Origin of the sequence: Paenibacillus sp. N3/727 (genome assembly GCF_022637315.1) — a bacterium.
GTDB lineage: Bacteria > Bacillota > Bacilli > Paenibacillales > Paenibacillaceae > Paenibacillus_AQ > Paenibacillus_AQ uliginis.
In genome coordinates this window covers 229,472-243,906 of sequence record NZ_CP093336.1, presented here as the reverse complement: position 1 = coordinate 243,906, position 14,435 = coordinate 229,472, and the positions used below count along the sequence as shown (strand labels likewise).

At 48.8% G+C, this 14,435-nt stretch carries 10 protein-coding genes and 1 riboswitch; of the genes, 6 read left to right on the top strand and 4 right to left on the bottom strand.

Annotation, left to right across the window (positions count from 1 at the left end; all coding sequences use genetic code 11):
- Positions 1-198: 198 nt before the first annotated feature.
- Genes MNQ98_RS01220 through MNQ98_RS01210 form a run of 3 tightly spaced genes read right to left on the bottom strand, consistent with a single transcriptional unit; the run spans position 199 to position 5,846 of the window.
- Positions 199-2,388, bottom strand: coding sequence for a DEAD/DEAH box helicase (locus tag MNQ98_RS01220; RefSeq protein ID WP_241931536.1), 2,190 nt, complete (start codon positions 2,386-2,388; stop codon positions 199-201).
- Positions 2,385-3,713 (bottom strand): ATP-binding protein, encoded by a 1,329-nt coding sequence (locus MNQ98_RS01215; protein ID WP_241931535.1) that lies wholly within the window; start codon positions 3,711-3,713, stop codon positions 2,385-2,387. Before MNQ98_RS01215 ends, MNQ98_RS01220 begins: the two co-directional genes overlap by 4 nt.
- 6 nt (positions 3,714-3,719) lie before the next feature.
- Entirely contained in the window at positions 3,720-5,846 is a 2,127-nt protein-coding gene (locus MNQ98_RS01210) for a TerB N-terminal domain-containing protein (RefSeq protein WP_241931534.1), read from the bottom strand.
- A 274-nt stretch (positions 5,847-6,120) separates the two neighbouring features.
- Between MNQ98_RS01210 and MNQ98_RS01205 the strand changes: the two genes are divergently transcribed.
- The gene (locus MNQ98_RS01205; protein WP_241933812.1) at positions 6,121-6,804 is read left to right on the top strand and encodes a M50 family metallopeptidase; all 684 of its coding nucleotides are present in this window, start codon (positions 6,121-6,123) and stop codon (positions 6,802-6,804) included.
- Between the two features lie 89 nt (positions 6,805-6,893).
- On the opposite strand, the gene MNQ98_RS01200 is transcribed toward MNQ98_RS01205, so the two are convergent.
- Positions 6,894-8,741 (bottom strand): S-layer homology domain-containing protein, encoded by a 1,848-nt coding sequence (locus tag MNQ98_RS01200; RefSeq protein WP_241931533.1) that lies wholly within the window; start codon positions 8,739-8,741, stop codon positions 6,894-6,896.
- 311 nt (positions 8,742-9,052) lie between these two features.
- A riboswitch (purine riboswitch) is annotated at positions 9,053-9,152 on the top strand.
- A 274-nt stretch (positions 9,153-9,426) separates the two neighbouring features.
- On the opposite strand from MNQ98_RS01200, the gene MNQ98_RS01195 reads away from it, so the two are divergent.
- From MNQ98_RS01195 to MNQ98_RS01175, 5 genes are all read left to right on the top strand, one after another.
- A complete protein-coding gene (locus MNQ98_RS01195) occupies positions 9,427-10,482 on the top strand; it encodes an ABC transporter substrate-binding protein (RefSeq protein ID WP_241931532.1) in 1,056 nt (351 codons plus the stop codon).
- Positions 10,483-10,596: 114 nt separating this feature from the next.
- Complete coding sequence (locus tag MNQ98_RS01190; RefSeq protein WP_241931531.1) at positions 10,597-11,643, top strand: nucleoside hydrolase; 1,047 nt, start codon at positions 10,597-10,599, stop codon at positions 11,641-11,643.
- Between the two features lie 28 nt (positions 11,644-11,671).
- A complete protein-coding gene (locus MNQ98_RS01185) occupies positions 11,672-12,490 on the top strand; it encodes an ABC transporter permease (RefSeq protein WP_241931530.1) in 819 nt (272 codons plus the stop codon).
- A gap of 16 nt (positions 12,491-12,506) precedes the next feature.
- Positions 12,507-13,298 (top strand): ABC transporter permease, encoded by a 792-nt coding sequence (locus MNQ98_RS01180; RefSeq protein ID WP_241931529.1) that lies wholly within the window; start codon positions 12,507-12,509, stop codon positions 13,296-13,298.
- Between the two features lie 22 nt (positions 13,299-13,320).
- Positions 13,321-14,430: an ABC transporter ATP-binding protein gene (locus MNQ98_RS01175; RefSeq protein WP_241931528.1), complete on the top strand. Its 1,110-nt coding sequence runs from the start codon at positions 13,321-13,323 to the stop codon at positions 14,428-14,430.
- Positions 14,431-14,435: the final 5 nt, after the last annotated feature.

The following is a 14,435-nucleotide window of genomic DNA, read 5'->3' as shown; positions in this document are numbered from 1 at the left end:
CCTTTAAAGACCGCGGTCATTTTTGTGTGAAATATAAGTTAAGATGAACAAAAAAGCCGCCTAGAGATTAGGCAGCCTTGCTCAGTTTATGCAAATGTGTTAATCGTTGTTCTTGCTAGGTATTCTCATCTCGTTATTCACCGTAAACAGGAAAACGTAAGAACGCTCATACATTCAGGTTATGGCCTCTGCAGAATACTAGCGCTCTTTCAAAACCTCCGCCAATCCCTCCACATCAAGCCCGTCCACTGCAAAAGCGATTCGGACCAGCTCTGGAGCCACAAACTCGTCATACTTGCCGAGATAAGGGGCTTCATCTGGATCAAGCAGTGTTGCAGGACCTGAGGCTTCGCATTCGCCCAATTCGGACATAATCTCGTCCATCAGATGGCCGGCATCCGTCTTTCCCGCTACGACTATATAATACGGCTCCATCGGTACGATGGAACGAAGCGCCAGCCGGTTAGCCAGATTGTGCTTCAGCAGACGTTCCAGCGTACGAAACTGCTTACTGCCCGCCCACGGCAAAACAAACATGGAGTCGCCTCCTGCCGGAATGACAACGCTCTTCAACAGCCCGCTTTCCCGGGCCAGACGCCGCGCCCGTTCGAGACGGTTCACAGCTCCCGGTGCCAAGTAAGGGTAGAGCGTGCTGTCAGCCAGCACCTCGCGCATTTTGTGGACGACACAGGTGTGTACGTCACCGCCTGCGCCGAGCCAAAGGGTATCAACCTTGCCCTTGGCAGACTTCACATAAAGAGCTTTATGCTTCGTATCCACTTCCTCCACCTTCCACAACTTGCCGGCCAGTGAGAAGCAATAGCCTGGCGGAGGTACGGTGGTGATGGAGCCGATCTCCTCGGAGCCATTATAGACGACATGCTCTTCATCATCCTTAAAGACGGCATAAAAACGGAAGTTGTTCACGATACGCTCACCCGTTAGCCCGATAATAAGCGGCCCTTCGTCCGTACGCTGGATATGGTCGGTCTGCAACAAATAGTTCAGGAAAATCCGGTATTCATCCGGATCAATGCCGCGAAATGCAGGCAGTGTCAGTACCGCACGTGCCAAATCGGCAGGCTCTGCCTCTCCCATACTCTTCAAAATGCTCATCGTCTGGTGATACAGAAGACCAATCGGCTTTTCTCTCAGTGTGAGCGGCTCTACCCATTTGTCTCGCACATACAGCTCGATGACCGCGATAGCCCGCAGCAGAGTCCACGGCATCCGTGCCGGTAGCTGAGCTTCTTCATCCTCTTCTTCCGGACATAGAAACAACATCTCTGATGTCTGTCCGCGCCGTCCCGACCGGCCGAGACGCTGCACAAAACTGGAGCAGCTGTAAGGCGCTCCGAGCTGAATGACACGCTCCAGTTCCCCAAGGTCAATGCCAAGCTCCAGCGTAAGTGTAGCGGCGGCGACCGCAGGACCGGGACCACTACGCAGCGCGGCTTCCGTCTCTTCGCGCAGCATGGCCGAGATGCTGCCATGATGGACGTGAAACACGTCCGGCTGCTGGCGCTTAGCGGCAATACGGCGCAGCTCCAGTGTTGTCAGCTCCGCGTCGGAACGGGAGTTGGTGAAGACGAGTGCTTTTTTCAGATGGGTATGGTCATATACAAAATCATAATAAGCTTTACGAGCATGCTCCAGCTGCTCGGCCTGCTTCTCATCCCGTGCATCCGGGAAGGAGAAGTGCTCCACACTCAGCCGCAGCTTCCGGCCGCCTTGAGGAGACACCACCTCGACGGGATACCGGGTCCCGGCTGCAAGCCATCCCGCTGCCGTCTCATAATCACTGAGCGTAGCAGACAATCCAATTCGCCGTGGCGAGCAAGACGCCATCCGTTCGATCCGCGTCAGCTGGCTCAGCACCTGAATACCCCGGTCCGCGCCCATAAAGGCGTGAACCTCGTCGATGATCACATATCGCAGATCCTGAAACAGCGCCGGTATCGCATTCGGGCGGTTCATGAGCAGCCCCTCGAGCGACTCGGGTGTAATCTGAAGAACGCCGGAAGGCTTTTTCATCAACTTCGTCTTCTCGGTTTGGGACACATCCCCGTGCCAATGCCATACGGGAACCTCCCCCTCCCGCAGTAGCTCTTGGATTCGCTCAAACTGGTCGTTAATCAGCGCCTTTAATGGACCGATATACAAAATACCGACAGAAGAGGAAGGCCGTTCATACAGCTCTGTAAGGGCCGGGAAAAACGCTGCTTCCGTCTTGCCCGATGCCGTGCCTGAAGCAATGAGTAGATGGTTATGCGTATCAAACAGAACCCGGCACGCATCGACCTGCGCTTCACGGAGCGTGTCCCATTGTTTCCGGTATATATATTCCTGAATGAAGGGCGCAAGCCTGGAGAACGGGTTCGGGTTCATAACTCAAACTCCGCCAGGAAGTCTTCCATATCATCTGGATCTTTGTCCCCATGCTTGGCAGGCTGCACCGTCATTTCACCCAGCAAATCTTCAAACGTCGTTTCTGGATGCTGATGTAGCGTATGCAGGAGGTCCATAAAGTCCCGCACCACCTCGCGGGTTGTCAGCAGCTCCTCGGCACCTAGTCGACCCACGGCATTTTGCATGAACGCAATCAGCTGATCGTCGGTCAAGACCGCTGCATATTGAAAGTGAAGGGCATGGATATCCCGCAGTTTTTGCAAAAGAATAAGGATTTCCTCGTACGACAGCATGTCCAGCTTCAATATCGGTGAGGTATAAGTCTTGAGTCCGCTGCTGCCATAACGGCCGTCGATCAGACGCGACCGGAGGGCATCATAGCTGAACAGCCCGCGCCGCTCATCTTCCACAAACTGAGGTGTGCCGCCCATAAAGATACCGAGGTGTTCCGCCTTGCCCTGCATCGTATCGTTAAACATCGTCAGGAGCTTCTCGTAATTGCTCTGACGGGATATCGAATTTGTAATTTTGTAAAGGTTAACACCCTCGTCGATGAAGAGCAGTAGCCCTTTATAGCCTATGGCCGCCGTAAACTCCGACCACAGCTTGATATAGTCATACCAACTGTCATCGTCAATGATGACGCCAACGCCAAGGTCTTTGCGTGCCTCCGTCTTTGTAGGGTATTCCCCGCGTAGCCAGCGGAGAGCAGCCTGCTTACGGTCATCGTCACCGAGCTTGTAACTGTTCCAATAAGCAGCGAGTACCTTGGCAAAGTCGAACCCATGCACCAGGTTCTGCATGCTACTGGTTACCGCGTAAATCCGCAGCTCCACCTGCTCATTCAATGCGGCGTCACCGGGGCGTAGCCCGGACTCCTGCATGATCTCCTGCTGGATCGCTGCGATCCACTTCTGCAGGATCATCTCGAGCGCCCCACCGTCCGGGCGTGTGCGTGTGGAGAGATGGGTCATCAGCTCGCGGTAAGTGGCCAGTCCCTGACCCTTCGTACCGACAAGCCGCCGCTCTGGTGATAAATCCGCATCGGCCACAACAAAATCCCGATCCATCGCGTAATTGCGAATAATTTGCAGGAGAAAACTTTTGCCGCTGCCGTACCGTCCGGTAATGAGCTTGAAAGCTGCTCCACCTTCCGCAATATTATCCATATCACGCAGTATGGCTTCCACTTCCGGTTTGCGGCCTACCGCGATATGCTCAAGCCCTACTCTCGGTACAACCCCTGCCGTTAGCGAGTTGACCAGCGCCGTGGTCAGCCTTTTGGGTATTTTCAATTCATTCATCGTTGATCACCTCGTTAATTGATCAAGCATCGCTATATATTCATCCACGAGGGTTTCCCCGTCGATCAGCAGATCGCCGATCGTTTCCATCGCGGTATCATTAATTTCATCTATGAGCAGTGCAGGCATCGAACCGGCCCGTTCAGCTGCCGCTTGAAGCATAGCCAGATCAGAGCCGACCTTCAGAGCGTACAGTGCTTCCAGATGTGCTGGTGTCAACTGTTCAGCCAGCTCGCGCCATTCACTATCCAGATTCTTTGTGTCCCAGTTTATGGATACATCGGGTAGAGTCGCTGTCGCTGCTAATGGTTTATTAGCCGTACTCTGTGTGATTGCTATTGTTGTCGACGGTTCATTAGCCGTACTCTGTTGCAAAGCTAAATGATCGCTAACTGGAGCAGATGCCTGTTCCTCCGCGTCTTTATTTCCAATGCACGCGAGATGGTCTACAGACTCAATATCCACAACCAGTGCTTCCTCCGTAAACAACCCCTTCTTCTCATTCACCGACATCATCGTTGGTGGCTCCAAGACCGAATCATCTGCAACCCTGTCCATTTCAAATATATCCATCTGAATCGGAACATTCCGAGTGTAAGACTCTTTTCTCGACGTAGTTCCTGGAATAGGTTCTGAATTCTCTGGCCCATCCACCAGCAGCATATCGCGGACATCGTCCGATTCCTGCTGGATTCGCCACAACTTCGCACGGTCAATCTGCACCTCCGGGTGTGCCATTTTCCCTGTCGAATCATTCTCTGCTGGATGAATCTCCTTTTTCAAAAAGCGTGCCACCAGCTTCTCAATTTCAGGATCCACCTCGATTCCACGCAGTCTTCCCTTAAATCCGCGTAGCTCCCGCAGCTTATTCTCCATCATCCGAATCAGGTTCGTAATGTAATGACGAAGAGGAGCATGTCCACTGATTGGCAGTGTCATAACCGAAGCCGTACGGCCATAAATATCATAATCATATACAGCGCTGCGGAATATATATCTTTCTTGCATCCGCTCGCGGGGCTTAAATATGTCAATGAGACGCTGGCCTTTTGTTTTTCCAAGGTAGGCATCCACAAGAGCGACCACTTTAGGGCCGTAAGTCTTCATGTCCTTACGTCCGCCTTCCTGGTAAAATCGGCTCTTGTTCGGTTCATAGTCCATCAGGTCATTGAGCAAATCCCAGTTCAGCGTAAGCGGCTGGGCGGTAAATCTGCGCAACCACTCCAGCTCCTTTAGTTCACTGGACAAGCTGCGCGGAATACGATTGTAGGTTTCCATTACCGGCATATCCAGCTCATGAATTAACGAAAAATCAAATAACCATTCCTTCGCATAAGAATCTAGCTTAGGAAATCGCTGCCGATACGCATTCCAAACACTATCAAGCAGCTGCCAGCCCTGAGCGGGGTTGCTCCAGCCGATCCCGTTAATCAGCTCATACATATATAAAAACAAATAAGATAAGTCAGTATCCGGATAACGGCCCGACCGCACCTCTTCCCGCCAATAGAAGTACCACTTATACTGAGCGGATGACATATTATCGTACGTAGGCCAATAGCTTTTAAAGGGTACAAAAGGATGCTCCAGCTCTACATGCCATGCCAGCTCGCGGGCTCGTATTACAAATTGCTGTTCTCGTGAGTAATAGCGGACACCCTCACTTGAAAGGATTCCTGCCGAGGGTGGGGATGCCTGTGTGACTGCAGAGACGGTGATTGATTGCAGCGGAATATCTGCCATATGCAAACGATCATTCTCACCCGAAGGAGATAACTCCTCCTGATTTGATGCCTCCTGCGAAGAAAGGGCAGAGTGGAGTCCCTTCTCCCGTAAGGCTATGTTCCGTTCATTGGAGGCATCCGGTGAAATGGAGGCCCGTCCATCTAAATCTATTTCATCCCAGAAGTTTAGATCAGCCAACGAAAGCTCGGCTCCTGCACGACCTTCCTGCAAACCACCGAGATTTCCGTTCTGCCGACCTTCAACCGTACTCGGTTTTCTCGCCGGAATCGGAGTATCCCTCTCATCCCCACCCAGCTCAAATTCAGCAAACCGGATGTCGTTGTTACGCACGATGGTATGCCGGACGTTATCTATGTTAATTTCATCTTTTTTCCTGAAATGTTCCATTGATTTGTACCTCCATCACTCCACCAATTATACCATTCCCGTCCATCCATAAAGCCGCTCTTTTACAAGTTGTTATCCGGCATCTATACTACATAGTAGAAACAAAACAGTACACAATCAATTAAGGAACATATGTTCCATTCTATCACAGGAAAAGGTGTGCTGTCTGCTGCTCACTACCAAACAGCTTTTCCCTGTTTACAGGCGTACGCATTAAAAATCAAGGCTTCTGTTGCTCACCATATGGAGCCATGGCATGAAAGGAATTTTATCCATGAACAAATGGCTAAAAACAATTCTGTATCTTGTCGGCGCAGCCGTGCTGACCCGGTTTATACCATTCTCCTCCTGGTTCCGCATTATGGACACCATGATTCATGAGCTGGGACACGCGGTCGCTACACTATTACTGTCAGGACGTGTGCTCAGTATTGAGTTAAATCCAGATCATAGCGGTACGACCTATTCCGTCCTTGCTTCCGGATGGAGAACGATTGCGGTATCCCTTTCCGGCTACATTTCCGCTTCTCTGTTTTCCGTTCTAATGTTCTATGGTTATACCAAGCGGAAGCAAGGAGAAGGGCTGTTGGTGATCTCGGGGATTGCCGTGCTCATGACCCTTCTATTCGTACGCAACGGCTACGGTGTGTGGTGGCTCAGCATATTTGTCGTGATCACTTTGGTATTCTATTTCCTTGGAACACGTATCCGCAACGCGTACTTTCTACTGCTCGCCTTCCTCTCGCTGGAGGAATCCGTCATGGGCCCGTTTTCGCTCCTGTTGTATGCCATCCGTCAGCCGAGCCGGGCTGGCGATGCTGCGAACTTAGCGAACGTAACCATTGTACCCGCGTTGATATGGGCACTGCTGTTTCTAGCGTTTGCATTATGGTGCGCCAAGCTTGCTCTGCAGCTGTTTTGGCGCAAGCGTCCAGCGGCCAAGCCACGCTCTCAATAAGGCAACAACAAACCCACCGGTAGTTTTAGTTTTCCGGTGGGTTTGTTGTGTAAAAAAGACTACTTGTTTATCATTCTTATGAATTCTCATTATTTCATCAATTTCTCAAAGCAATTTTGCAATAACACATATGTCTGCTCGTATGTAAGTTCACCTTTGGGATTAAATTGATTCTTCCCCGTACCTTTCATTAATGACAAGTCTATCGCTTGGTACACCTGACTCTTCGCCCATGACGAGATTTTACTGTCATCCATAAATAATGAGTTTCCTACTGAGCCTACTGACGCTTGTTCACCTTTCAATTCATGCGTTTTCAAATATAAATTGAGAATAAGCGCAGCGGCCTGTTCTCTTGTAATCGTCGAATTTGGCGAGAAGGATTGTGCAGATGTGCCATTAATAATACCGCTTTGGCTTGCCCATGTCACTGTCCATTCGTCCACATCCTTAAAAGGAGACTTTACTTCAGCAACGTCAAAATATAAATTGCGGCCAAGCATGGTTTCAATCATATGTACTGACATTTCAGTAAACTGAACCCGTGTTATCGGTTGTTGATAAGAGTGATCGAACGGCCAGCCAATAATGCCGTTGCCTTTTGCCTTTTTGTAATCTGCAAGAGCCCAATTACTGACCTTTTCCAACGCTTGCCCACCCGTCACGGTAATGTGTACTTTGCTGTTCAAATCCCAATAATCGTTCACAGAAATCCATGTCGTTCCCTTGGCGACTGCTTTGACTTGTCCGTTCATATCGATCGTAACGATATTGCTGTCTCCGCTTTTGAACGTGTTGCCATTCGTCTGAAGCCCCTCAGAAAGCCCCATTTGAAGCGTCTCACCCTTTTGAATCTCAATATCGTAACGAGGCAATAAGCCAGGCATCATTTTAAAAAACACCGTTTTAAATTCGACCTGAGCCTCATTGCCTCCAACTCCATACAAACCTGTAATCTGAATGTTGAAAACATCATCTTGAGTGAATTGACCAATCTGATCGGGTCTAAAAATAATCGCAAACGGGATGCCGTAATAGCTTGTCTGTACGTTAAAGTATTTGCCCGAAGGATCTCTGTCATTTCCATCAAACGACCATTCTTTCCCGTCCCTGACCCTAGTCATCTTCACCTTGATATTTTCTATTCTGTTCCTATCATACTTTTCGGGATTAAGGGACACCGACCAAGCGTCGGCTTCATCAAATACTTCCTGCGGAAAATAACCCGCCGAAGGCCAAGAAATATAATCATACTGGACTTCTGAAGCTGAACGGTCTTTATTCATGGCGTACATCGATGCATAAGGGACGTTGTTTTCCGCGTGTACCATACCAAACATAGTCTTCTTCATCTGCGGATTCATAATCCATCTACGGTGTCCTACACGGTCGATATTCGTCTTGTCACTGTCCGACATATAGCCAAGAACATTGGCATAAAAGGTTCTGCTTCCGTAATATAAATTACTAGTCTTAGCTCCCCCACTTCCTAGCGTAAACAAGGAGGATTCCATACCTGAGGGCATGGATGGGGAGTGACTCAACCTCTGATTCAGACCATTGATGAGCGCGGCGGCCTGCTGCTGCTTTGCAAGCGATTCATCCGCTGTAACGTCGTCGGGTAAGCCTGATAAATATCTAACAAAGTTTACGGCTCTAATGCCGTCTTCAATGTACTCTGGCTTAACTTTCCCTTCTGTGTAGGGGGCTTTCACACTCGGCTGCTCCAAATAAATACGTTCAGGCGCCATATAGGACGACCCCGTGTCCATTGGTTTATATTGCTGCCACTTATCCAGTATGTCCTGTTTCGTTCTTTGTTCCGTAAGCTGCTGAACATCGGCTGCATGGGCTTTAGTGATAGACAACATTGAAAGGAGAATCATGACTGCAGGCAAAAGAAGTAATTTTTGCAATCTGTAGAATGATAATTTCATAGATTAGAACCACCTTGCTTCGACTATTTTTTATATGTTTTACGTTGAATACATCCTTATCGATTATACAGTCAAATATAGGAAATAGGTATCACAAAAAAACAGTCCATAACTCCTAATTCAGAAACAAACTCTATCGCTGTCCTTATTCACATAATCAATATTTATTATTTTGATTCTGGTAACAACCACTCCTTAAATACGGAGCGGTTTCCTCCTGTAAAACACGAACATAAATAAATATAAATGATTAAATGTTCGGATTTTACGTTGACAATCACGCGTAATGCTTATACAATGTGTGTGTAGATAACCTAATACACCGTATTTTTCGTATAATCCCGGGAATTGGCCCGAGAGTTTCTACAGATCACCGTAAATGATCTGGCTACGAAGAAGAAGAATTTCCTCATGAATCCATCAGGGATTTGTTTTGCACGCTTTGCCTGTCCATCATCCGAATGCAATGCAGGATGAGAACTTGTTACACCCATACACGGACAGCGCAAGAAGGGAATACCTACTTTTTCCACGCCAGAACTCGGGAAATCTCCCTGAGTTCTTTTTATCGTGACAAAGTAAATTTAGAGAGGTTATTACAAGCGTAGAGCTTCTTCAGAATTAAGGAGAACGATTCGATTGTAAAATGTTTCAACTTAGACTTACAACAGGGGGAACTATTTTTATGAAAAAATTAAAGTTAACACTTGCACTCGTACTATCGATGGGAACATTGCTGACCGCTTGCTCCGGCGGAGACAAAGCAGCTGAAGGCGGCAAAGAAGCACCGACAGAACTGGTCATCTCGACATGGGGCTTTGCGGAAGATCAACTAAAGAAAAATTTGTACGAGCCGTTCGAGAAACAATATAACGTTAAAATCGTCACCGAGATCGGGAATAACACCGATCGCTTGAACAAAATTCGCCAAGGCAGCTCGAAGGTAGACATCCTCTACTTGTCCGACTACTATGCGCTGCAAGCGGCTGAGGAAGGCTTGCTCGAGAAGATCGATCGGAAGAACATTCCGAACATCGAGAAGCTGTATGATATTGCGAAGGCTCCGACCGGAGAGGACTATGGCCCAGCGCATACCGTCGCCCAGTTCGGTCTGGCCGTGAACAGCGATGACGTGAAGACGCCGGTAGAATCATGGAGTGACTTGTGGAAGGCTGAATTCAAGAATAAAATCGCGCTTCCGAACATTACAATTACGACAGGCCCGATGATGATGGATTTCGCAGCGAAAGTCGGAGGCGGCCAGGATTTGGATACCGAAGCGGCTTTTAAAGCGATCAAAGAAATCAATCCGGGTGTTGTCAAATACTATTCCAAATCCGCGGATCTCGTGAACATGTTTGCGCAAGGCGAAATCGTAGCTGCTCCGATTCAAGATACGTTCTTCGGCAGCTTGAAGGAAGCATTGCCATCCGCGCAATATATTACACCTAAAGAAGGCGCTTATGCTCTTATGAATACAGTCAACATCGTCAAAGGTTCGAAAAACAAAGAATTGGCGGAAAAATTCATCAACTGGCATTTGAGCCAAGAAGTGCAAGAGGCGAACGCTAAAGATCGTATCGACTCCCCAACTAACAAAGAAGCGAAATTGACAGCTGAAGAAGCTGAAGGTCTTACTTATGGCGCAGATGTCGTTGAGAACTTGAAGACCCTTGATTTGAACCAGGTAAACAAGCAAATGAGCGGTTGGATTGACCGCTGGAACCGTGAAATCGAGTAAAGTCCAGAATAATGAAAGTTCGAACAAGATTTTATTTGAACTTTATCTAAAGGAGGAGGGCTGTCGTTTATCGCACCCTCCCTTTTTATTCTCACCAACAGGCAGGAGGTTGACATGATGCTTACAGATACCGCTCCTGTACAGCGAAAGCCCGTTATTATAGATGTCGATACGGGCGTGGATGATGCATTGGCACTGGCGCTTGTATGGAAATGCAAACAACTGGAGCTTGTAGGCGTGACGACGGTTAATGGCAACGTCTCGCTCGCGCAGGCGACGTTAAATACCCGGAAAGTGTTGCACATGCTGCAGCAATTGGATAGAAACGGCCGGGGTTCAGATACTGGGGGAAGCGAAATCGTTTATGACACGGAGGCTAATTCTTGCCCAAGCGGCGTATCCACCTGGACGGTTCCCATCGTCCCGGGTGCGAACGAGCCCTTGATGCGCCCGACGTTCTTTGAGCATGCGGTGCATGGCAACGACGGGTTGGGCGGTGCGCTCTCCGATATGTTGCCGCCTGAGCTTGAACCCGATCAGAAGCATGCAGCTCAGTTCATCATCGAACAAGCGAAGAAGCGCCCTGGTGAACTGACGCTCATTATGACCGCACCGCTTACGAATCTGGCAATCGCGCTTCGTGCTTGCCCCGAGCTGCCACAGCTCGTCAAGCGTGTCATCGTAATGGGAGGCGCCTTGCAGACATACGGCAATGTAACACCTGTGGCGGAATACAACATATACGTTGATCCGGAAGCAGCCAAGATTGTACTTCACGCTGGTTTCGATCTGACGCTAGTTGGACTGGATGTCACACGTCAGGCGCTGCTGCGGCCGGAGCATTTACAGAAGCTCGATAACACGCCGCTCGGCAGCTTCGTTCGTACCTGCACCGAACAGTATATGGATCGCTACCGCATGCGCAACGGAGTTGAGGCGTGCGCCATGCATGATCCGCTTGCGGCTTACGTGGCTATAGACGATAGCATCATGAAGACATGCCGGTATTATGTTGATGTCGAGACAAGAAGCGATCTGTGCGACGGGCAGACCGTCTGTGACGTGCAACATCGCCTCGGCCAAGAGCCGAATGTAAATGTTTGTGTAGAAGTAGATGGAGACACGTTCATGGAACGCTTTATCTCCATACTGCAAGCTTAGACACCATGAGAAACAGGAGACGTAACCGATGAAAAAACCATTCGTATGGCTACTGCTGCCAGGACTATTGTTTTTGACTGTGTTCATGGTCATCCCCATCTTTATGACGATTGGATCCACCTTCTTCCGTGAAGGCCAGTTTACAATCGAAGGTTATATCAAGCTGCTCAGCGATCCGTTCATGCTAAAAATATTAGGAACAACATTGCAGGTCAGTGCCATCACCACGATTGCCTGCATTTTGATCGGATTTCCGGTCGCCTATTATATTTCGAAGCAGAAGGCACGCACGAAAGGAATCTTGCTGGCCTTGGCTATTTTCCCGCTCATGACGAGCGCCATCGTGCGTTCCTTTAGCTGGATGGTCATTCTCGGCAAGAATGGACTCGTAAATCAGCTGCTGACCAGTATAGGACTTATTGATGAGCCAATGAAAATATTGTACACCCCGACTTCGATGATGATCGGTCTGATTCATCTGTTCTTGCCGCTCATGATCATTTCGCTCGTAGGCGTTATGGAGAACATTGATCGCGACTTGTTGAACGCTTCATCCAGCCTCGGTGCATCCCGAATGAAAGGATTCATGACAGTGATTGTGCCGCTATGTGTACCGGGACTAATCGTCGGCAGTATCCTCGTATTCGTAGGCAGTCTGACGGCATATACAACACCGCAATTGTTGGGTGGCAAGCAGCGTGTAGTCGCAACGTTCCTATATCAGAATGCAATGACGCTTAATGATTGGGATATGGCATCGATTATTGCGACCGTTATGATTGTCGTCACCTTTATCATTATCGGGCTCATGAATCAACTCGCTCGCAAATTGAATCCGAAGGGATAACGGGGGTTAACTTCTTATGAAACAACAACATCACGGACTTGCCGTATTTACGATATTGGCGTATATCTTTTTGCTAGGGCCGCTTATTATCATTATGGCGACATCTTTCGGGGAAGGCTCAGTTCTGAAGTTCCCACCGGAAGGCTTTTCGCTGAAGTGGTACCAGAATATTTTTGAAGTTGATATGTTTTTAACCACGTTCAAAGTTACGATTATCGTAGCGCTTGTCGGTAATCTGATTGCGCTGCTGCTCGGCGTCCCTGCTGCTTATGCGTTAAGTCGCTATCAATTCAAGGGCAAGGGACTACTCAACTCGATCTTTATATCACCGATCCTAATTCCCGGTGTCGTGCTTGGATTTACGATGCTCAAATATTTAGTCGTTCGATTCCAGCTGCCCGTATATACCAGCTTGCTCATCGGACATATCGTGCTCATGATGCCTTTCATTATTCGGGTTATTGGGTCGAGTTTATCAAACTTCGATTATTCGGTGGAAGAGGCATCTATGAGCTTAGGTGCTAGTCGATTGAAGACATTCTTTACGGTCGTGCTGCCGAATATTCGCTCGGGTCTCATCGCTGGTGTGCTGCTCGCGTTCCTGGAATCGTTCAACAATGTGGATATATCCGTGTTTATGACGGGTCCAGGGGTAAGTACGCTGCCGATTCAAATGCTTACCTATGTTGAGAACTATTTCGATCCAACGATCGCAGCGATTTCCGTGCTGCTTATGATGATAACGGCATTGCTTATGTTCTCGATTGAACGCTTAATGGGACTCTCCTACTTTACGAAAAATAACTAGCATACATCGGAGGCCAACGATAATGGAATTGCTATCCCTTCAAAATATATCGGTTGCTTATGAGAAGAACCTGATTCTTAAAGACTTTAACTTGAGCCTGAACGAAGGAGAACTGATCTCTCTGCTCGGGCCTTCTGGCTGCGGCAAGACAACAACACTTCGTCTTATCGCCGGATTTCTGGAAGCGAAGGACGGCAAATTCCTTTTCCAAGGGAAGGACTACACGCGGGTTCCGGTCAACAAGCGCAACTTCGGGTTTGTATTCCAGAGCTATGCGCTCTTCCCGCACATGAATGTGTTCGATAATGTTGCTTATGGATTGAAGCTGCGTAAGGTGGACAAGTCAGCCATCGCTAAGCGTGTGCATGAGATGCTTGAGGTTGTCGATTTAAAAGGATTCGAGAAGCGATTCCCTGGTGAATTGTCAGGCGGTCAGCGTCAGCGTGTCGCGATTGCCCGCTCACTCGTCATTCAGCCGGATCTGCTGCTGTTCGACGAACCACTCAGCAATTTGGATGCGAACTTGCGAGTTAATATGCGGGTTGAAATTCGCCGTATTCAGAAGCAGCTTGGCATTACGAGTGTATATGTGTCCCACGACCAGGAGGAGTGCTTCTCGATTTCAGACAAGGTCGCCATTATGAACAAAGGCGTAATCGAGCAATTAGACGCTCCTGCGAACATCTACAAGTTCCCTGCAACCGAGTTTGTTGCCCGGTTTATTGGCTTCAACAACTTTATTGATATTGGCGAAATGCATGATGACGGCGGCGTTATTACGCTCCAAGGCGCGCAAGGCACGCAATTGCAAGTTATCCACCGCTCTGGATATCCGCTGACGGATTCCATGAAAGGTGCGATTCGTCCGGACGACCTTATGGTAGCAACAGATAGCGAATGTACAGCAGGGATCGGCAGCTTGACTGCAGAGGATATCGCAGCAGGTCGAAACCTCATTGCCGGACAAGTCAAAATTAGCACGTTCCTCGGTCAAAGATATCAATATGTTGTGGACACGGCGCTTGGGGAATTCACGGTGAACCGGGAAATGGAGACGCCATTTGAACACGGCACTGCTGTGAAACTGGTATTGCCGAAAGAAAAGGTTGTCCTGGTGAGAAGCTCGAAGTAGGAATA